Raw genomic sequence first — 17,564 nt, 5'->3', positions numbered from 1 at the left:
AATGGATAGTGAAGCTATCGGAAAGCGGGTAGTGACACTATCCATTACGGGGGAACTGTGATGCGGAACCACATCGAAGGATGGCATCGGCCGTTGCTGCGCTTCGCGGCGGCCATGGGGGTGATGGCGCTGGTCTCGGCGGCCGGGCTGGTCGTGGACGACCGGATGCTGGTCGGGTCGCCCATCTGGCACAAGCCGTTGAAGTTCTCCATCTCCTTCGCGCTCTACGCGCTGACCCTGGCCTGGCTGCACTCCCTCCTCGCCCGGGGCCGCCGGGTCAGCTGGTGGGCGGGCGTGGTCGTCACCACGGCGAGCGCGATCGAGATGGCCGTGATCGTGGGCCAGGTGGTGCGGGGCAAGCGCAGCCACTTTAACCACGAGACGCCGCTGGACTCGGGCCTGTTCGCCGTCATGGGCCTCACCGTGGCGGTGCTGTGGCTGGCGACGCTGGTGAGCGCCGTGGTGCTGTTCCGGCAGCCGCTCGCGGACCGGGCGACCCGCTGGGCCGTCCGCCTCGGCCTCGTCATCGCCCTGGCCGGGCTCGGCCTCGGCTTCCTGATGACCCAGCCGACCGAGGCCCAGCTGTCCGGGCAGATCTCCGGGACGGTCGGCGCGCACAGCGTCGGCGTCCCGGACGGCGGGCGCCAGCTGCCGCTCACGGGCTGGGCCGCCACCGGGGGAGATCTGCGGATCGGCCACTTCCTCGGCATGCACGCGCTCCAGGCGCTGCCGCTGCTGGCACTCGGCCTCGCCTTCGCGGCCCGGCGGTACGGCTGGGCGGCCGACGCGGGGGTGCGGGCCCGCCTGGTGCTGGTCGCGGGACTCGGCTACGCGGGGCTGGTGGCGCTGCTGACCTGGCAGGCGCTGCGCGGGCAGCCGCTGACCTCGCCCGACGGGGCGACCCTCGGTGCGGCCGGGGCGCTGCTGGCGGTGGCGGCCTCCGGGGCGGTGCTGGCGCTGCGGCACGGGGCGGGAAAACGGGGTGCGGCTCCGGTGGGGGCCGGCTCCGGGGGCTGATCCCGGGTGGCCGTCACAGCAGCGGGGCCAGCGCGGCCGTCGCCGCGCGCAGGGCGGGTGCGTACGCCTCGATCTCCTCGCGGGAGACCAGGAAGGTCACGGTGGTGACGGACACCCCGCCGAGCGGGCGCCCGCCGGGGCCCAGGACCGCGGCGCCGATGCAGCGGATCGTCGCCTCGTTCTCCTCGTCGTCCAGTGCGAAGCCCCGCGCGCGGACCGTCGCCAGCTCCGTGTCCAGGGCCTCCGCAGTGGTCAGCGTCCTCGGGGTGCGGGCCGGCAGGCCGCCGGACGCGACCAGGTCCCGCACCTCCTCCGCCGGGAGGTGGGCCAGGACGCTCTTGCCGATCGCCGTGCTGTGCAGCGGCATCCGCATGCCGACCCGGGACGCCGTACGGAAGGGCTGTTCGCTCTCCAGTTTCCGGATGTAGGTGATGGTCTCCCCGCTGTGCAGGGCGAGATGCACCGTCTGCCCGGTGGCCTCCCGCAGCTCGCGCAGGATCTGCTCGACGCTCGGCGGCTCCCCGCCGCTGACCAGGGCCGACAGCCCGCGCAGCCGGGGGCCCACTCCGTAGCGGCTCTCGCCCTCCAGACGTACGAAGCCCTGCTCGATCAGCGAGGCCAGGATCCGGAACGTGCTCGACTTCGGCACCGCGGCCGCCGCCATCACGTCGGTCAGCCGGTGCGGGCCGCCCGGCGCCGCCACCGCCTCCAGGATCCGCAGGGACTTCTCCAGAGCGGAACCCGCCGCGGAAGTGCGGCCTCCGCGGGCCGCGCCGTTCGCTCCAGGTGCTTCATCCGTTGACACGCGGTCTCCCGGCATGGGTAAGGTCCGAAACAGCAAGTTCCAGTAAACGGTACCTAGTTCCACTACGTGGAACAAATGGGAGGCTCTCTTGTCCTGCCATCCGTACGCGGTGATAGCCGCCCAACGGCTGCTTCCCGTACTGCGCGACACCGACGCGGACGCGGCCGTCCGCCGGACCACGGCCCTCCTCGCCGCCGGCTGCCGGGCGGTCGAGCTGACCACCTCCACCCCCGGCTGGGCCGGGGCCGTCCTGCGCACCGCGCCGCTCGCCGACGCCAAGGGCCGGCCCGCCCTGATCGGCGTCGGCACCGTCACCACCACCGCGCAGGCCGAACAGGCCCTCGACGCCGGTGCCGCCTTCCTGGTCTCCCCCTACCCGGCTCCCGAGGTCCGCGCGGTGGCCGCGCGGCGCCAGGCGGTCTTCGTCGAAGGCGGGTTCACCCCCGGTGAGATCGCCTCGGCAGCCCGGCACGCGGGCGCCGCGAAGGTCTTCCCGGCCCACGTCGGCGGCCCGCGGTTCGTCCGCTCCCTCAAGGCCGTCCTCCCCGAAGCCCTGATCATCCCGACCGGCGGCATCCGGCCCGGGGAGGTCCACGCGTGGCTCTCCGCCGGAGCGGCCGCCGTCGGCATCGGCGACGGACTGCCGGACGACCCCGGTGAACTGGCCGCCGTCTTCGCGGAGCTGGCACTGCCGTGCTGCCCGCGCTGCGCCCCGGAGCGCTGACCGTGTCCGGACAGCCGCGCGCCGCCGGCTACGACGTACTCGTCCTCGGCGAGGTCCTCGTCGAGCTCCACGCGGACACCCCGCTGCGCGAAGCCGCCGACGGGACCCCCGCCCGGATCTCCTACTCCGGCGACGCCCTCAACGCCGCGGCCGCCGCCGTGGCCGCCGGGGCCCGGACCGCGCTGCTGGCCGTGGTCGGGGAGGACGAGCTCAGCGTCCCGCTGCTGGCCCGCGCCGCCGAACTCGGCGTGGACGTCTCCCACGTACGCCGCTCCCCGCGCCCCAGCGGCGCCTACCTGCTCAGCGCCGACACCGAGGGAGACCGGGAGTTCGTCTACTGGCGCACCGGGAGCGCCGGCTCCACCCTGTCCACCCGGCACGTCGAGTCCTGGCGGGAGCTGCTGACCGGCTCCGCCGCCCTGATCACCAGCGGCATCGCCGGCGCCCTGTCACCGAGCAGCCGGGAGGCCGTGCTGGCCGCCGCCCGGGCCGTCCACGAGGCCGGCGGTCACCTCTCGTACGACCCCAACTTCCGCCCCCGGCTCACCGGCCGGAGCGAGGCCCGGGAACTGCTGGCGCGGATCGCCCCGCTGACCGGGCTGCTCAAGACCTCGTGCCCGGCCGACGCGCTGGCGCTGGTGGGCACCGACGACCCGCTGCTCGCCGCCGGCCGCTACCGCGCGCTCGGCGCCCGTGCCGTCGCCGTCACGGCGGGCGCCGGCCGGCTGCTGCTGGACGACGGCACGCGGGCCGCCTACCACCCCGTGCCCGTCAACCCCGCCCCCGTCGACGCGACCGGCGCCGGGGACTGCTTCACCGGCACCACCACCGCCCGCCTCGCGCTCGGCGACACCCTCGCGGACGCCGTGGCGTACGGGGCCGCGGCCGCCTCCCTGTCCGTGTCCGGCCGGGGCGGCACCGGACGCGTACCGGCCTTCACCGAGACGGCCGCCCTGGCCGCCGCGCACCGCGGGACTACTGCGCCGAGCGGGCGGCGACCGGGCTGAGCCGTGCGCCGTCCGCGACCTCCTACGCCGCTTCGAGCAGGGCGATCTCCTGCGGCGACAGGCGCAGCGCACCGGCGGCGATGTTCTCGGCGAGGTGGTCCGGGTTCCCGGTGCCCGGGATGGCCAGCACGTGCGCGCCCCGGCTCAGGGTCCAGGCCAGGCGCAGCTGGGCCGCCGACACCCCGTGCTCCGCGGCGAGCGCGAGGACCTCGGGGCCGTCGGCCTCGACCACCCCGGCCTCCTTGCCCGCGCCCGCGATCGCGAAGAACGGTACGAACGCCACGCCCTGCTCCCCGCACGCGTCGAGGAAGGCGTGGTCCTCGGCCGGGGAGCCGATCCCGTACGGGTTCTGCACACAGACCACCGGGGCGATCGCCCGGGCCTCCGCGAGCTGCTCGGGCCGCGCGTTGGAGATCCCCAGGTGCCGGATCAGGCCGGCCGTGCGGAGCTCGGCGAGGGCCCCGAAGTGCTCGGCGACCGAACCGGCGCTCTCGCGGCGCGGGATGCGGAGGTTGACCACGTCGAGGTGGTCGCGGCCCAGCTGGCGCAGGTTCTCCTCGACCTGGCCGCGCAGCTGCTCGGGCTCGGCCCACCACCAGTTCCCGGCCGGGTCCCGGCCGGGTCCGACCTTGGTGGTGATGACCAGTTCGTCGCCGTACGGGGCGAGGGCGCTGTTGATCAGCTCATTGGCGGAGCGCAGCGCGGAGAAGTAGAAGGAGGCCGTGTCGATGTGGTTGACGCCGAGCTCGACGGCCCTGCGCAGCACGCCCGTCACGCGGTCGCGGTCGGTGGGGGAGCCGTCGGCGAGGTGGGTGAGGCGCATGGCGCCGAAACCGATCCGGTTGACGGTCAGGTCACCCAGCTGCCAGGTTCCGGATTCGTGGGCATTGATCGGTTCAGAGGTCATGGAGCACTCTCGCACACCGGCCGGTGAGCGGGGCTCGGTGCCCTGGCCTGCGGAAACGGCCGCCCGGCCGGCCGAGCGTCCGGATGGGAGGCGCCGCCGGGCCGGGCCGGTTTCCACGGCCCGGCGGCGCCGGTCGGAGGAGGCCCGCAGACCTCTCGCGGCCCCTGGGGGACGGCCCTCAGCGGCCGCGCAGGCCCCGGTCGACGGCGGTCATCAGCTCGCCGTCGGCGGTGTCCGCGTCCAGGGACCAGAACATCGCGCCGCCCAGGCCGTTCTCACGGACGTACTGCGTCTTGGCGCGCAGCACCTGCGGGTCGTCGTACGTCCACAGTGTGGTGCCGTCGAACAGCCACGCGTGCCCGCCCCGCCGGTCGCGGTACACCCGGTAGGTCCCCGAAGCCGCCAGCTGCTTGAGCTCCTTGTAGTCCGCGTACCCGGCCGCCCAGGCCGCCGGCGCCGGGTCCGTCGCCGGCCGGCCCATGCCGTCCCCGCCGCCGCTGACGCCGGTCCAGCCCTGCCCGTAGAACGGCATGCCCACCACCAGCTTCTGTGCGGGCGCCCCGCGCCGCCGCCAGGCGTCCACGGTGCCGTCCACGCTGAAGTCGCCCCGGGCGTACAGCGCGGACTGCTGGGCGGTGGTCTTCTCGCCCGATACGTGGAAGTCGTAGCCCTGGAGGGTGACGAAGTCGAGGTCGCGCATGATCCGGCGGACGTCGAAGCCCGCGTCGATCTTGGCCGGGGCGGTCGGGACGAAGGCCGTCAGCTCGTACTTCTGCTTCCGCTTCTGGTTGCGGCCGTACGCGTCGAGCTGGGTGCGGAACTCCTTGACCAGCTCGGCGAAGTTGCGCTTGTCCTCGGGGCGGAACTTCGTGTCCGTGTCACCGGCCGAGCCGGGCCATTCCCAGTCGAGGTCGATCCCGTCGAAGATCCCGGCGGCCGCGCCCGGGCCGCCGCGGGCGCCGTCCCTCGGCAGGTTCCCCTTGATGTAGAGGTCGATGCAGGACTGTACGAGGGCCTTGCGGGAGGCGGGGGTGAGGGCGGCGTCCGAGAAGTTCGTCGACCAGCTCCAACCGCCCAGCGAGAGCAGCACCTTGAGGCCCGGATGCTTGGCCTTGAGCTCGCGCAGCTGGTTGAAGTTCCCCGCCAGCGGCTGCTGCGCGTCGTCGGCCACGCCGTCGACGGAGTTCGCGGCGTCGAGCGGACGCACGTAGTCGGCCCACGCGTCCGCCTCACCGGGCACGTTCCCGGTGAAGCACTTGCCCTCAGGACTGATGTTGCCGAAGGCGTAGTTGATGTGGGTGAGCTTGCCGGCCGTGCCGTTCGCGTCGAGGTCCTGGACCTGGAAGTCGCGCCCGTAGACGCCCCATTGGGTGAAGTACCCGACCTTCTTGTACGAGCGGTCGTGGCCTCCCGCGTCGGCCTGCGCGGCGGCGGAGGGCGCGAAGGCGGCCAGCAGGGACAGGGAGCAGGCGGCGACGGTCAGCCTGCCGAGCGTGCTGAAGCGCATGGGCTTCCTTTACGGATGCGGGAGCGGATTCGCGTGCGCTGTACATGTGTGGTGGCGCGGCGGGGCAGGGTTGCGACGTGAGGTGCTGTGCCGCGGAGGCGCTGCACCCCGGAAACTATTGGTCTGGACCATCCCGGTCAAGGGGGCGTCCACCTCGGCTTCTGCGGTGTTACCGACCCGTCCGAAAAACATCCTTCACGGCACTGGGCACCTCTGCCCCCCGTCGCTACCCTCCGCGCATGATTCCCACGGTGGTCTGGGGCATCGGCAACGTCGGCCGCGCGGCGATCCGCGCGGTCGAGGCCCACCCGGCGCTCGAACTCACGGCAGTAATCGTCCACAACCCCGCCAAGGTCGGCCGCGACGCGGGCGAACTCGGCGGGCTGGCGCGCATGTTGGGGGTCGCCGCCACCGACGACATCGAGGCGGTGCTGGCCGCCCGGCCGGCCGCCGTGGTGTACGCGGCCTCCGGGGACATCCGCCCCGATGAAGCCCTCGCCGACATCACCCGCGCGATCGCCGCCGGGGCGGCGGTGGTCAGCCCGGCCCTCTACCCCCTCTACGACCACCGCAACGCCCCGCCGGAGTTCGTCGATCCGGTGCTGGCCGCGATAGCCGAGGGCGGCGGCTCACTGTTCGCCTCCGGTGTCGACCCGGGCTGGGGCAACGACGTCCTCCCGCTCCTGATCAGCGGACTCGGCACGACGGTGGACGCGATCCGCTGCCAGGAGATCTTCGACTACTCCACGTACGACCAGCCGGACTCGGTCCGCTACCTGGTCGGCATGGGCCAGCCGATGGACTACGAGCCGATGATGCTGATGCCCTCGATCCCCAGCATGGTGTGGGGCGGACAGATACGGATGATGGCCCGGGCGCTCGGCGTCGAACTCGACGAGATCCGCGAGACCTCGCAGCGCCGGGCGCTCGACACCACCGTGACCACGCGCACGATGGGCGAGTTCGAGGCCGGCAGCCAGGGCGCGATCCGGTTCGAGGTCCAGGGCATCGTCGAAGGCGAACCCCGCATCGTGATCGAACACGTCACCCGCATCCATCCGTCCTGCGCACCCGACTGGCCGCTGCCCCCCGACGGGGCCGGCGCACACCGGGTGATCATCGAGGGCCGCCCCCGCATCGAGGTCACGATCGAGGCCACCGACGAGGGCGAGAACCGGTCCGCCGGCGGCAACGCCACCGCGGTCGGGCGGCTCGTCGGAGCCATCGACTGGCTCGTGGCCGCGGAACCCGGCATCTACGACGCGCTCGACATCCCGCTGCGACCCGCAGTCGGCAAACTCGGAAGGAAGCAGCCATGAGGATCGACATCCCCGAGGGGCAGCACCCCATCGAATACGTATGGGGAGACATGGTCCCCGGCATCGGCATGGCCGCGGCGAACTTCTCCCTGTCGGTCTACGCCCACACCACCCTGGGCCTGCGCGAGTTCGAAGCCGCCCGGCTGCGCATCGCGCAGATCAACGGGTGCGTGTTCTGCCTCGACTGGCGCACCGACCGGGACGGGGAGAAGGTCGAGGAGGAGTTCGCCGACGCGGTCACCGAGTGGCGTACCACCAAGGCCTTCGACGACCGCACGCGGCTCGCCGCCGAGTACGCGGAGCGGTACGCCCTGGACCACCACGGTCTCGACGAGGAGTTCTGGGGGCGGATGACCGCGCACTACAGCCAGGTGGAGATCGTGGAGCTGAGCATGAGCATCGGCTCCTGGCTGGCCTTCGGCCGGCTCAATCACGTGCTGGGCCTCGACAGCGTCTGCATGCTGCCGGGGAGTTGAGGTGGTCCGGGGCCGGTCGGAGATTCCGGTCGGAGATTCCGGTCGGCCCCGGGAACCGGTCATCGCTACAGGTCGGTGGCGATGATCTTTTCTATGTTCCGTTCCGCGAGCGCCGTGATGGTGACGAACGGATTGACGCTGGTGTTGCCGGGGATCAGCGCACCGTCGATCACGTACAGGCCGGGGTGGCCGTGCAGGCGGCCGTAGTTGTCGGTGGCCTTGTTCAGGATCGCGCCGCCGAGCGGGTGGTAGGTGAGGTGGTCGCCCCAGATCTTGTTGGTGCCGAAGAGATCGGTCCGGTAGATCGTCCCCTCCTTCGAGTTGATCTTGTCGAAGATGGTCTTGGCCATGTCGATGGCCGGCTGCTTCCAGGCCGTCTGCCAGTTCAGGCCGACCTTCCCCGCCGCCGCGTCCCAGGAGAACTCGGCCCGGTTCGGGTTCTTCGTGATCGACAGGTAGAAGGACGCGTACGTCTCGATCCCCGTCGGCAGCGGGGCGATTTCGGCGAAGGCGCCGCCCGCGTCCCAGTTGTCGATGCCCCCGCAGGGAATGGAGGCCTGCACCTTGCCGGTCGCGTCCCACATGTGATTGGCGCGGCCGCACATGACGTTCCCGTTGTCGCCCCAGCCCTTGCCGATCTCGTTGTTGAGGTTCGGCAGCGCCCCGGTGGCCTTCAGCTTCACGAGGAGCTTGCTCGTGCCGACACTGCCCGCCGCGAAGAACACCTTGTCGGCGACGACGGTCTTGGTGGCGATCGTGTCGCCGGTGGTGTTCAGCTGCTCGATGACGACCGTGTAGCCGCCACCGGCCGAGGGGGAGACGGTGGTGACCCGGTGCAGGGGCGAGATGCTGACTTTGCCCGTCGCGCGAGCGGCGGCGATGTAGGTCTGCTGGAGGGACTTCTTGCCGGCGTTGTTCCCGTAGAGGATCTCGCCGGCCACCGCGGACTTGGGGACGGTCCCGGCGACCTCCTTCTTCATGTAGTCCCAGTCGTAGACGTCCGGTACGAACACGAAGGGAAAGTTGGAGCGCTGGGCGTGCTTGCGGCCGACCCGGGCGAACTGGTAACAGTCCACCGTCTCGAACCAGTTGGGGTCGATGAGCCCCACGCCGAGGCCGGCGTTGGCCCGCGGGTAGTAGGTGGTGTACATCTCCTCGGCGTCCACCGACGGCAGGATCGAGGCGAAGTTCTGCCGTTTGGGAGTCACCGCCATGCCGCCGTTGACCAGCGAGCCGCCGCCGACCCCGCGGCCCTGGTAGACGATGATCCCGCCCATCTCCTCGGCGTCCAGGATGCCCGTGTACTTGGGGACGTCCTTGTCGATCGGGAAGCCGAGGAAGTTGCTGAGGGGTGCCTTCGTCCTGGTGCGCAGCCAGTAGGAACGATAGTCCGGCTTGGTGGTGTTGGCGAAGATCTTTCCATCGGTGCCGGGGGTGTCCCAGGCCATGCCCATCTCGATCATCTGGACGTCGACACCCGCCTGGGCGAGGCGCAGTGCGGCGACGGAGCCGCCGTATCCGGTGCCGATCACGAGGACCGGTACATGGGCCCCCGCTGCGATGGGGGCGTTCGCGGTGACTGTTCCGGCGCGGGCGGCCGTGGTGTTGACGGCCAGTGCCGCGGCTCCAAGAATGGAACCGGTTCCAGCGATGAATCCACGGCGTGAAACACCCTTGGATACCTTGTTGTTCAGGGATTTGTCACTCATGTGACGTTCCTCACTCTCGACGGAGTGAGAACAAGTTCTACTGTTGCTTGCGTGGTAAGTCACTACATACGCCGAGGTAATTTCCGGCCGCTTCGGGGCCGGTGGCCCCGCGCAGCCCCGTGACGCCCGTGACGCCCGTGGCGCCGGGGTCGCAAGCGGCGGCCTCGTCCTAGGGGAGGCTCCACTGGGCCACGTCGTCGGCGAGTCCGGCGTTCAGGGCGAACTGCACTGCGGCGGGGGAGCTTTCGGCGGGGATCCGGAAGGCGATGAACCCGAGCGCGGTGTCGCCGGGGTCGAGGGTGACGGTGGCGGGAAACGCCGGTCCCGCGTCGGTGGGGGTGTCGGATCCGGTGTAGCGCCGCCCGGAGGTGTCGAGCAGGTGCGCGGCGGGCGCGGGGGAGTCCTCGTACGGGGCCGTGCCGGTGTTCTCCAGCTTCAGCTGTACGGCGACCAGCCGGCCCGCGCCCTCGGGCGCGGGCCCCGTCGGGCTCGCCGGCTTCGCGGGGTCGGCCACCTTCGTCAGGGTGACGTCGAGGCGCTCGCCGGGCCGGGTGCCGGCCAGGGAAACGGTCTCGGAGGAGCCGGTCGGATCGCCGGGCCCGGAGTGGGCGGGGGCGTGGCCGGCCGGTGCGGCGCCGAGTGCGGCGGTGGCGAGCAGCACGAGAGCGGCGAGCGGGCTCCGGAGGCGGCGCGCGGCTCCCGTGATCCGCGTACGGCGCATGGCGGCACCTCCTTCACTGCCCCCCGCCCACGATCCTCCGCGGGTGGCGCTCGCGCCACCCGCGGAGGATCGTGGGCGGGGCCGCCGGCCCGGGCCCCCGGCACGGATCGGCTCGGGCGACCCGCTCGCCGCCGCCCGGACCTCCGGGGCACCCGTACGCGCTCGGAAATTCCCCCAGTTGACCACCGAATTCGGTGGATCTTCGGGCCGAGCCATGTCATGGTTGGTCTCGCCGAAGGGGTGTAGCTCAGCTGGCCAGAGCAACGGTCTCCAAAACCGTAGGTCGCAGGTTCGACTCCTGCCGCCCCTGCAAGAAGCAGCACCAGCGTGGATGCGCAGAACGCCCAGGTGGGAGACCTCTTCCCAGCTGGGCGTTCGTCATCTCCCGGCGTCGAGGTCACCGCCCCGGCTTCGGTCAGCCGCGGCCGGCCTCGGCGCAGCGTACGCATGTCGTCGCCGCCGGGCGTACCTCCAGGCGGGCCTCCGGTATCGGCTCGCCGCACCCCTCACACCGCCCGTAGACGCCTTGCTCCAGGCGGTCCAGTGCGTGGTCCAGCTCCCCCAGGTACGCGTTGGCCTGGGCGAGCAGGGCTGCGACATGGGCACGCTCGAAAGCGGTGCTGGACCCTTCCGGATCGTGCTCGTCGTCGACCGCCACGAGGGCGTTCGCCTCGACGATGCCGTCGAAGTCGCGCCTCAAGGCCGCGATCTGCGCACGTGTCGAGGCCTGCTCGGCCGCGATCCGTTCACGGACGACCGAGGGGAAGTCCGTAGCGGAAGGGGGAGGATCGGGCGTACCGCTCATGCGTGCGACAACGTCGGGGCGGGGGTGTGCATTCCGCGCTCCATGAGCGCGGTGGCCACGGCCGAATGCCGAGAGACCGGCGCTGACCTGCGGACACGCAGCAGCCCTCCCGTGGGGAGGCCGGGAGGGGCGTGCGCCCGGGATGGTCCGGGGCCACACCATATGCACTGCTGCGGGTCTGCGGGTAGCCATGTGACAGGAGAGGTTCCGGATGGGGCGGAGCCGGCCGACGGTCCGGGCGCACGGTGTCCGGATGCGCGCGGGAAGCCGCGGCCCCAGGGTGGATGCATGTCGGACCAGTCGCCACCGCCGGGACAGGAGCCTCCCCGCTGGGGTCAGCGGCCTCCGCCGGGATACGGAACACCGCAGCCGCCCGGAGCGTCGTGGGGGTCTCCGCCGCCTCCGAGGAAGGGCAGCACCGGCCGGATCATCGGGCTGTCCTGCCTGGGGGCCATTGGTCTGCTGCTGCTCATCGGCGTGATCGGCGCCCTCCTGACCGTGTCCGGCGGAGGAGAACCCGACCGGCGCCCGGCCGTGCCGCCGAGCCCGTCGGTCTCGGGGACGCTCACCCCGTCGGCCGGTGAGAGGCCGGCGACCACCGGGCCCGCGGGCGACGTGAAGATCACCGGGTGCGAGCTCGACCCGGACACGGGCTGGGGGAGCGCCGAGCTGCTGATCACCAACCGGTCCTCCAAGTCGAGCAGCTACATCATCAGCGTGGAGTTCGTCGACGCGTCGAACAAGCGGCTCGGCGAGGCCGCCGCGTTCTCGAACAACCTCGCGCCGGGGCAGAGCGCGCGGACCACGGCGCAGGGGCTGGAGCAGATCCAGGACAGGATCAGCTGCCGGATCACGGACGTGACCCGCTACGCCTCCTGACCCGGCCCGGATGCGACCGGAGACCTCCCGCCGCATCGTGGTGGCATGGAGCATGCGCCGATCGTCGTGCACCGGATCTCCGTCTCGGGCGGCCGGAGGGTCACCATCCGCGTCCAGGAGCAGGACCCGGGCCTGGCCCAGGAGCAGGCCCAAGAGCAGGCCCAGCCCCAGGAGCAGGGGGAGCCCCGGGCCCCGGATCGGGAGCAGGTCCTGGGCCTGGCCCACAGTGACGCGGACGTGATCGAACTCCTGCGCCGGGCCGGGGTGGCGGACCCCGACGAACTCGTGCTCGGCGAGGAAACCCCGCTGCTCAGCTGGGAGGGCGACGAGCCCCACGTCTACCTGCCCGCCCCGCCCGACCCCGACGGGTTCTGAGAGCGCTCGCCCGGTCCGCACCCGGGCGTCTGGCAGACTTGGCAGGGTTCTCCCAGGCGGTGCAGGACAGGAAACCGGTGCGAATCCGGTGCGGTCCCGCCACTGTGACCGGAATCCGCCCCGCGCGGATCCGGGAGTCAGACACTGACGCACCGCCTCTTCACTTCGACCGGGGACGAGGATCCCCCGGAGAGGCTTCGCCATGCCGCGTTCCCGCGCTGTTCTGCGCTCGCTCATACCCCTCGCGCTGCTCGCGCCCCTTGCCGCCTGCGGGGGTTCGCCGGGCGGGAAGGACGCCGCCGCGCGCGCCGGCGCCGTGCCCGGGTTCCCGTACACCGTCGCCAACTGCGGTGTCAGCACCACCTACCAGGTCCCGCCCGAGCGCGTGGTCACCCTGAACCAGCACACCACCGAGATCATGCTGGCCCTGGGACTGGAGCGGAAACTGGTCGGCACCGCCTACCTGGACGACGCCGTCCTGCCCGCCTACCGGCCCGCGTACGAGAAGACGAAGGTGCTGGCCAAGGAGTACCCCTCCAAGGAGGTCCTCCTCGGCGCCAACCCCGATTTCGTGTACGGCGGTTACGCCAGCGCCTTCGACAAGGCGCAGGGCCGCGACCGCGAGGGACTGGCCGGGTCCGGCGTCAACTCCCGTCTCAGCGTGGAGTACTGCACCCAGGGGCCGGTCGGGCTGGACCAGCTCAAGACCGAGATCACCGAAGTGGCGCACACCTTCGGCGTACCGGAGCGCGGCGCCGAGCTCATCGCGGACGAGCAGCACCGCATCGAGGCCGTCACCGCGCGGGTGAAGGACAAGGCCAAGCCGTCCGTCTTCGTCTACGACTCGGGCGAGGCCTCCGCCTTCACCTCGGGAGGCAACGGCATCGGCAACGAGATCGTCTCCCTCGCCGGGGGGACGAACGTGTTCGCCGACCTCAAGGACACCTTCGGCGACGTCGCCTGGGAGAAGGTCATCGAGCGGGCACCCGAGGTCGTCCTGATCTTCGACTACGGCGGCACCACCGTCGAGGCCAAGAAGCAGCGCCTGTTGAACGACCCGGCCCTGGCGCAGGTTCCCGCCGTCAAGAACCAGCGGTTCGTGGTGCTGCCGCTGTCCTCGGCCGTGCTCGGAGTACGCGTCCCCGACGCCGTCGAATCCCTGGGCCGCCAGCTGCACCCCGACGCCGCGTGAGCTCGCGCCGTACCCCGGCCGCCCTCGTGCTCCTCGCCGCGGCGCTCATCGCGTCCGCCGTCGCGGGCCTCGCCCTGGGACCGGTACGGATCGCCCCCGGCCAGGTGCTCGACATCGTGCTCGCGGGCCCCGGACCGGGCGGCGGGGCCTTCGGCTCGATCGTGTGGGACGTCAGGATGCCGCGCGTGCTGCTCGGCGCCGTCGTCGGCGCCGGACTCGCCGTGGCGGGCACCGTCCTGCAGGCCCTCGTGCGCAACCAGCTCGCCGACCCCTTCCTGCTCGGCGCCTCCTCGGGGGCGTCGGCCGGGGCCGTGCTGGTGATCGTCTTCGGTACGGGGACCCTCGGATTCGCGGGCGGGGCGGGCGTGCCGCTCGCGGCGTTCGCCGGGTCCATGGGCGCGCTCGTCGCCGTCTACGCGATGGCGCGGCGCGGCGGCACCATGACCACCGGCCGGCTGATCCTGGCCGGGGTCGCCGTCCAGTACATCCTGTCGGCCCTCACCAGCCTGGTGCTGGTGCTGGCGGCACACCCCGACCAGATCCGCAGCGTCCTCTTCTGGACCCTCGGCGGGCTGGGCGGTGCCCGCTGGGACGAACTCGCCCTGCCCACGGCCGCGCTGCTCCTCGGCACCGGCCTGCTCCTCGCCCTCGCCCGGCCGCTGGACCTGCTGCTCGCCGGGGAGGAGGGCGCACACACCCTCGGCCTGGACACGGCCCGGTTCCGGGCCGCCGTGTTCGTCCTCACCTCCCTCGTCATCGGTGTGCTGGTCGCCTACAGCGGCGCGATCGGCTTCGTCGGGCTGATGGTTCCGCACGCCGCCCGGATGGCGGTGGGCGCCGGACACCGGGCGCTGCTGCCGGTGGCCGCGCTGGGCGGGGCGGTGTTCCTGACACTGTCCGATCTGGCGGCCCGTACGGCCGCGGCGCCGCAGGAGATACCCGTCGGCGTGGTCACGGCACTCGTCGGCGGGCCGTTCTTCCTGTGGATGCTGCGCAGGTCCACCCGTACCGAGGGGGTGGCCGGATGAGCCTGCTGACGGGACGCCCGGTGGAACTCCGCGTCGAGGCCCTCCGTTACGAGGTCGAAGGCAAGACGGTGCTGCACGGAATCGACCTCACCGCCCGGCCCGGCGAGACCGTCGCAGTGGTCGGGCCCAACGGCAGCGGCAAGACCACCCTGCTGCGCTGTGTCTACGGCACCCTGCGCCCCGCCTCCGGCCGGGTGCTGCTGGACGGGGTCGACGCGGCGTCGCTGGGCGTCAAGGACAGGGCCAGGCGGGTGGCGGTCGTCCCGCAGGACGCGGCCGGCACCTTCGGGCTGTCGGTCCGCGAGGTCGTCGCCATGGGCCGCAGCCCGCACAAGCGGTTCTGGGAACAGGACGGACCCGACGACGCCCGGCGCGTCGGCGAGGCCCTGGAGACCGTCGGCGCGGCCGCCTTCGCCGCCCGCCGGTTCGATGAACTCTCCGGCGGCGAACGCCAGCGCGCCCTGGTCGCCCGCGCCCTCGTCCAGGACCCCGGCCTGCTCGCCCTCGACGAGCCGACCAACCACCTGGACATCCGCTACCAGCTGGAGATCCTGGGCCTGGTCCGCGCCCTCCCCGCGACCAGCCTGCTCGTCCTGCACGACCTCAACCTGGCCGCGTCCTTCTGCGACCGGCTGTACGTGCTGGCAGGCGGACGGGTCGTGGCCTCGGGGGCCCCGGCCGAGGTCCTCACCGAGGCGTTGCTGTCCGAGGTGTACGGAGTCCGGGCCCGGGTCGGCACCCACCCGACCACCGGCGGGCCGAGCATCGTCTACCTTCCGGTGGCCGGGGAACGCGTGCGGGAGTAGAGCCGCGGCTCTACCCCTGGAAGCCGTAGGGCCGGGTGATCAGTTCCATCCCGTGTCCGGACGGATCCGGGAAGTAGACGCCGCGGCCCCCGTCATTGTGGTTGATCTCCCCCGGATGCTTCTGGTGCGGGTCGGCGTAGTAGGCGATCCCCGCCGACTTGATCTTTTCGAAAGCCGCGTCGAACACGTCCTCGGAGACGAGGAACGCGTAGTGCTGGGCGGCGATGGACTCGGCCGGAGCGGTCGCGAAATCCAGGGTGACGCCGTTGCCGGTCTCGACGGGGACGAAGGGTCCCCACTCGTTCCCGACCTCCAGACCGAGGAGGTCCGCCAGGAACTCGGCGAACTCCCGGTTGTCACGCGAGTGGACGATGGTGTGGTTCAGCTGGACTGACATGAGTGAATGCCTCCGAAAGGCACGCCACGGCACCTCCATGCCTCACCCGGTCGGTGACCGACACGCGATGCCGTCACTGTGATCCTAAACGGACGGTCCAGGCGAATACCACCCGGTATTCGGACGATGGCGGACGCCGGCGGCGCACGATGGCCGACGGCGGCTCAGGGCGCCGGGCGGTCGGCGGTACACGGAGCCGGGCGGTCGGCGGAGGACGGCGGCGCACGGCGGCCGACGAACGGCCCGGCTCAGGAACCTCCGTACACGGCCTTGACGTTGTCCTGAGCAGGGTGCGTCCGTCCGGCCGGCCCCGCCGCGAATACCCGCAGCAGGTTCTCCGTCACGCGTGTGGTCAGTGCGCCGGAGCGCGCGTCGAGGCCGTGGTTGGCTCCGCCGCGGCCGTCCCCCGTCGCATCGAGGGCCTCGACCCAGCGCATCGTGCCGGTCGCGAAGACCCCGGCCCCGCTCGCCGTCGTGTAGTACGCCGTGTCCTGGTGGCTGGGCCGGCCCTCGCACACCACGGGGGAGTGGGCGAGTATCTCCATCGGGCGGGGCGTGGGGAAACCGGTGTCGACCTTGTCGTACTCCACGCCCACCAGGTGCGGGAAGCCGTCGCCGGCCTTCACCCCGGCGCCCTCGAACAGCCAGTGACCGGGGTTGGTCACCACGTACGGGGCGTCCACCGGGTAGCCGTCGTAGATCACGCCGAGCAGGGAGCTCTCCGGATCGGCGGCGGGAGGCGAGCGGAAGTCGACGGTCGCCGGATGGCCGCGCTTGAAACCGGGGTCCTGGTCGTAGGAGGACTTGTAGCAGACCACCGTACGGTCCGGGCCCAGGTCGGAGGGCTCCAGCCGGATCCGCCGGTAGCAGCAGTTGGCGCCCAGTATCGCGATGTTGGTGCCCGCGTCCCGGGCCGCCGTGAAATGCGCCCGCTGTTCGGGGGACCAGTACTCGTCGTGGCCGAGCGACAGGACCGCCGCGGCCCCCTCCAGCAGCCGCTTCTCCCGCGCCACATCGGTGGTCGTCGCGTAGGCGAGAGGGACGCCGAGCCGCTCGGCGAGGGCGATCAGCGGTGCCTCGTACACCAGGAACAGGCCCGCGCCGTCGTCGTACTCGTACGGCCGGTCGAAGGTCACGGCGAGGGAGCGCGAGGCGTAGCCGCCGCTGGGGCCGTCGTAGCTGCCGTAGCCGCCCCAACGGTTGTACGCCTGCCAGGTCGCGACCGCGTTGACGACGACCGTACGTCCCGTCGAGGCGGAGGAACGGACCGTGACCGGGACCAAGCGCTGCCCCTCGCCGCCCTGGGCGTCGAGCCGCAGCAGGTAGCAGCCCTCGGGCCAGCCCTTGGTGTCGACGCCGGTGGTACGGGCCCACCGGGTCCGGACCGTCCTGGTGCCCGGGTCCACCGTGGGCTCGGGCTGGCGCACGCCGGGCAGGGCCTCCGAACGCCAGACCAGCCGGGCCCGGGCGCCGCCGTACCAGCCCATGCGGTACGCGGAGACGGTGAACCGGGGCGCCGTGGTCGACACGTGCAGCCCGAACGACTCGCCGGGCAGGACGCTGACCTTGTCGGCGAAGCCCTCGATGGCGCGGGCCGGCCCGGGCTTGACCACACGCCAGTCGTGGTTCCCGGGCCGGGCGTTCTCGGCCCTGACGTCGAAGCCGGGCGGCGCCGACTTCGCCGGCGACGCCGACGGGGAGCCGTTCGGCTTCGCGCCCTCTCCCGGCCCGGCCCCGTCCGCCCGCCCGCCGTCCGCGCTCGCGCAGCCGGTCACCGCCCCGAGACCGGCCGCCGCGGCCGCCCCCGTCGCGGCGATCGCGAGAAACCGCCGCCTGGCCCCGGGTTCGGCATCCCCGGCTATGTGCTCCTGATCCATGCGGGGCACGCTA

At 72.2% G+C, this 17,564-nt stretch carries 18 protein-coding genes, 1 tRNA gene and 1 riboswitch; of the genes, 11 read left to right on the top strand and 8 right to left on the bottom strand.

Annotation, left to right across the window (positions count from 1 at the left end):
• Positions 1-114: 114 nt before the first annotated feature.
• Positions 115-1,017, top strand: a complete 903-nt coding sequence (locus tag ACZ4TG_RS02835) for a hypothetical protein (RefSeq protein WP_468159782.1) — start codon at positions 115-117, stop codon at positions 1,015-1,017.
• A gap of 13 nt (positions 1,018-1,030) precedes the next feature.
• Here ACZ4TG_RS02835 and ACZ4TG_RS02830 read toward each other — a convergent pair whose 3' ends face one another.
• Positions 1,031-1,822 (bottom strand): IclR family transcriptional regulator, encoded by a 792-nt coding sequence (locus tag ACZ4TG_RS02830; protein ID WP_468159516.1) that lies wholly within the window; start codon positions 1,820-1,822, stop codon positions 1,031-1,033.
• A gap of 88 nt (positions 1,823-1,910) precedes the next feature.
• On the opposite strand from ACZ4TG_RS02830, the gene ACZ4TG_RS02825 reads away from it, so the two are divergent.
• Complete coding sequence (locus tag ACZ4TG_RS02825) at positions 1,911-2,546, top strand: bifunctional 4-hydroxy-2-oxoglutarate aldolase/2-dehydro-3-deoxy-phosphogluconate aldolase (RefSeq protein ID WP_468159515.1); 636 nt, start codon at positions 1,911-1,913, stop codon at positions 2,544-2,546.
• A 2-nt stretch (positions 2,547-2,548) separates the two neighbouring features.
• Positions 2,549-3,553 (top strand): PfkB family carbohydrate kinase, encoded by a 1,005-nt coding sequence (locus ACZ4TG_RS02820; RefSeq protein WP_468159514.1) that lies wholly within the window; start codon positions 2,549-2,551, stop codon positions 3,551-3,553.
• 22 nt (positions 3,554-3,575) lie between these two features.
• On the opposite strand, the gene ACZ4TG_RS02815 is transcribed toward ACZ4TG_RS02820, so the two are convergent.
• On the bottom strand, positions 3,576-4,460 hold the full coding sequence (locus ACZ4TG_RS02815; RefSeq protein WP_468159513.1) for an aldo/keto reductase: 885 nt from the start codon (positions 4,458-4,460) through the stop codon (positions 3,576-3,578).
• Positions 4,461-4,638: 178 nt separating this feature from the next.
• The gene (locus ACZ4TG_RS02810) at positions 4,639-5,967 is read right to left on the bottom strand and encodes a glycoside hydrolase family 18 protein (RefSeq protein WP_468159512.1); all 1,329 of its coding nucleotides are present in this window, start codon (positions 5,965-5,967) and stop codon (positions 4,639-4,641) included.
• Positions 5,968-6,206: 239 nt separating this feature from the next.
• On the opposite strand from ACZ4TG_RS02810, the gene ACZ4TG_RS02805 reads away from it, so the two are divergent.
• Together ACZ4TG_RS02805 and ACZ4TG_RS02800 are read left to right on the top strand one after the other, a co-directional pair.
• A complete protein-coding gene (locus ACZ4TG_RS02805; protein WP_468159511.1) occupies positions 6,207-7,286 on the top strand; it encodes an NAD(P)H-dependent amine dehydrogenase family protein in 1,080 nt (359 codons plus the stop codon).
• Positions 7,283-7,762 carry a carboxymuconolactone decarboxylase family protein gene (locus ACZ4TG_RS02800; RefSeq protein ID WP_468159510.1) on the top strand — a complete coding sequence of 160 codons (480 nt, stop codon included), beginning with the start codon at positions 7,283-7,285 and terminating at the stop codon, positions 7,760-7,762. The genes ACZ4TG_RS02805 and ACZ4TG_RS02800 overlap by 4 nt, the downstream gene beginning before the upstream one ends.
• Before the next feature lie 65 nt (positions 7,763-7,827).
• On the opposite strand, the gene ACZ4TG_RS02795 is transcribed toward ACZ4TG_RS02800, so the two are convergent.
• Both ACZ4TG_RS02795 and ACZ4TG_RS02790 read right to left on the bottom strand, forming a co-directional pair.
• Positions 7,828-9,471 carry a GMC oxidoreductase gene (locus ACZ4TG_RS02795; protein WP_468159509.1) on the bottom strand — a complete coding sequence of 548 codons (1,644 nt, stop codon included), beginning with the start codon at positions 9,469-9,471 and terminating at the stop codon, positions 7,828-7,830.
• A 169-nt stretch (positions 9,472-9,640) separates the two neighbouring features.
• Positions 9,641-10,192, bottom strand: coding sequence for a DUF4352 domain-containing protein (locus ACZ4TG_RS02790; RefSeq protein WP_468159508.1), 552 nt, complete (start codon positions 10,190-10,192; stop codon positions 9,641-9,643).
• A 236-nt stretch (positions 10,193-10,428) separates the two neighbouring features.
• On the opposite strand from ACZ4TG_RS02790, the gene ACZ4TG_RS02785 reads away from it, so the two are divergent.
• Positions 10,429-10,502 (top strand) — tRNA-Trp (locus ACZ4TG_RS02785).
• Positions 10,503-10,607: 105 nt separating this feature from the next.
• Here ACZ4TG_RS02785 and ACZ4TG_RS02780 read toward each other — a convergent pair.
• Positions 10,608-10,997, bottom strand: coding sequence for a TraR/DksA family transcriptional regulator (locus ACZ4TG_RS02780; RefSeq protein WP_468159507.1), 390 nt, complete (start codon positions 10,995-10,997; stop codon positions 10,608-10,610).
• A 477-nt stretch (positions 10,998-11,474) separates the two neighbouring features.
• Here ACZ4TG_RS02780 and ACZ4TG_RS02775 point away from each other — a divergent pair, with 477 nt between their 5' ends.
• From ACZ4TG_RS02775 to ACZ4TG_RS02755, 5 genes are all read left to right on the top strand, one after another.
• Complete coding sequence (locus tag ACZ4TG_RS02775; protein ID WP_468159506.1) at positions 11,475-11,876, top strand: FxLYD domain-containing protein; 402 nt, start codon at positions 11,475-11,477, stop codon at positions 11,874-11,876.
• Positions 11,877-11,921: 45 nt separating this feature from the next.
• The gene (locus tag ACZ4TG_RS02770) at positions 11,922-12,251 is read left to right on the top strand and encodes a hypothetical protein (RefSeq protein WP_468159505.1); all 330 of its coding nucleotides are present in this window, start codon (positions 11,922-11,924) and stop codon (positions 12,249-12,251) included.
• Positions 12,252-12,277: 26 nt separating this feature from the next.
• Positions 12,278-12,418, top strand: a riboswitch (cobalamin riboswitch).
• Between the two features lie 35 nt (positions 12,419-12,453).
• Positions 12,454-13,443, top strand: coding sequence for an ABC transporter substrate-binding protein (locus ACZ4TG_RS02765; protein ID WP_468159504.1), 990 nt, complete (start codon positions 12,454-12,456; stop codon positions 13,441-13,443).
• On the top strand, positions 13,407-14,471 hold the full coding sequence (locus ACZ4TG_RS02760; protein ID WP_468159781.1) for a FecCD family ABC transporter permease: 1,065 nt from the start codon (positions 13,407-13,409) through the stop codon (positions 14,469-14,471). The genes ACZ4TG_RS02765 and ACZ4TG_RS02760 overlap by 37 nt, the downstream gene beginning before the upstream one ends.
• Complete coding sequence (locus ACZ4TG_RS02755; RefSeq protein ID WP_468159503.1) at positions 14,468-15,277, top strand: ABC transporter ATP-binding protein; 810 nt, start codon at positions 14,468-14,470, stop codon at positions 15,275-15,277. Before ACZ4TG_RS02760 ends, ACZ4TG_RS02755 begins: the two co-directional genes overlap by 4 nt.
• Before the next feature lie 10 nt (positions 15,278-15,287).
• Here the strand turns inward: ACZ4TG_RS02755 and ACZ4TG_RS02750 are convergent, their stop codons facing one another.
• Positions 15,288-15,674: a VOC family protein gene (locus ACZ4TG_RS02750; RefSeq protein WP_468159502.1), complete on the bottom strand. Its 387-nt coding sequence runs from the start codon at positions 15,672-15,674 to the stop codon at positions 15,288-15,290.
• A gap of 248 nt (positions 15,675-15,922) precedes the next feature.
• A complete protein-coding gene (locus ACZ4TG_RS02745) occupies positions 15,923-17,551 on the bottom strand; it encodes a N,N-dimethylformamidase beta subunit family domain-containing protein (RefSeq protein WP_468159501.1) in 1,629 nt (542 codons plus the stop codon).
• Positions 17,552-17,564: the final 13 nt, after the last annotated feature.

The sequence above is a fragment of the Streptomyces sp. NPDC028314 genome (assembly GCF_055565795.1).
Note: the sequence above shows the minus strand (reverse complement) of the source record. Positions and strands in the feature narration are given on the sequence as shown.

Bases quoted from the DNA above. Each gene is read 5' to 3' on its own strand.
- ACZ4TG_RS02835 (WP_468159782.1), top strand. From the start codon at position 115: ATGGGGGTGATGGCGCTGGTCTCGGCGGCCGGGCTGGTCGTGGACGAC.
- ACZ4TG_RS02815 (WP_468159513.1), bottom strand. From the start codon at position 4,460: ATGACCTCTGAACCGATCAATGCCCACGAATCCGGAACCTGGCAGCTG.
- ACZ4TG_RS02810 (WP_468159512.1), bottom strand. From the start codon at position 5,967: ATGCGCTTCAGCACGCTCGGCAGGCTGACCGTCGCCGCCTGCTCCCTG.
- ACZ4TG_RS02805 (WP_468159511.1), top strand. From the start codon at position 6,207: ATGATTCCCACGGTGGTCTGGGGCATCGGCAACGTCGGCCGCGCGGCG.
- ACZ4TG_RS02800 (WP_468159510.1), top strand. From the start codon at position 7,283: ATGAGGATCGACATCCCCGAGGGGCAGCACCCCATCGAATACGTATGG.
- ACZ4TG_RS02795 (WP_468159509.1), bottom strand. From the start codon at position 9,471: ATGAGTGACAAATCCCTGAACAACAAGGTATCCAAGGGTGTTTCACGC.
- ACZ4TG_RS02790 (WP_468159508.1), bottom strand. From the start codon at position 10,192: ATGCGCCGTACGCGGATCACGGGAGCCGCGCGCCGCCTCCGGAGCCCG.
- ACZ4TG_RS02780 (WP_468159507.1), bottom strand. From the start codon at position 10,997: ATGAGCGGTACGCCCGATCCTCCCCCTTCCGCTACGGACTTCCCCTCG.
- ACZ4TG_RS02770 (WP_468159505.1), top strand. From the start codon at position 11,922: ATGGAGCATGCGCCGATCGTCGTGCACCGGATCTCCGTCTCGGGCGGC.
- ACZ4TG_RS02765 (WP_468159504.1), top strand. From the start codon at position 12,454: ATGCCGCGTTCCCGCGCTGTTCTGCGCTCGCTCATACCCCTCGCGCTG.
- ACZ4TG_RS02755 (WP_468159503.1), top strand. From the start codon at position 14,468: ATGAGCCTGCTGACGGGACGCCCGGTGGAACTCCGCGTCGAGGCCCTC.
- ACZ4TG_RS02750 (WP_468159502.1), bottom strand. From the start codon at position 15,674: ATGTCAGTCCAGCTGAACCACACCATCGTCCACTCGCGTGACAACCGG.
- ACZ4TG_RS02745 (WP_468159501.1), bottom strand. From the start codon at position 17,551: ATGGATCAGGAGCACATAGCCGGGGATGCCGAACCCGGGGCCAGGCGG.